General features: G+C 63.7%; 1 protein-coding gene. It reads right to left on the bottom strand.

The window, feature by feature from the left end; all coding sequences use genetic code 11:
- Positions 1 to 421 (bottom strand): VCBS domain-containing protein (locus EN850_RS33735; protein WP_210238008.1); only part of this gene is annotated, 421 nt, incomplete at both ends.

Genomic DNA, 421 nt, shown 5'->3' with positions numbered 1-421 from the left:
TGCGGATTGCGGCAGCGCTGTCGTCGTCGGTCAGATTGCCCGAGGCGGATGACAATACGGCTGCATCGTTGGTGCCGAGGATGTCGATATGCACCGTGGTCGGAGTGCCGTCGGCGCTGACCACGTTGAAGGTCTCGGTGTAATGCTGGCCGGCGACGAACTCGTCATGCGCCGAGGAGGCCGTGTAGCTCCAGTTGCCGTCGGCGTCGATCGAGAAGCTGCCATAGGTCCCGGGGGTGCCGACCTGGGCGACGAAGTGCGGATCGCTGTCGACATCGGAGATCGTCAATGCACCACTGGTGCTGATCGCGGCAGCCGTGTCGGCTTCGGTCAGATTGACCGAGGCGGATGACAATACGGCCGCATCGTTGGTGCCGAGGATGTCGATATGCACCGTGGTCGGAGTGCCGTCGGCGCTGAC

This window comes from Mesorhizobium sp. M8A.F.Ca.ET.207.01.1.1, from assembly GCF_004794715.1.
In the GTDB taxonomy this organism is placed as follows: Bacteria; Pseudomonadota; Alphaproteobacteria; order Rhizobiales; family Rhizobiaceae; genus Mesorhizobium.
Note: the sequence above shows the minus strand (reverse complement) of the source record. Positions and strands in the feature narration are given on the sequence as shown.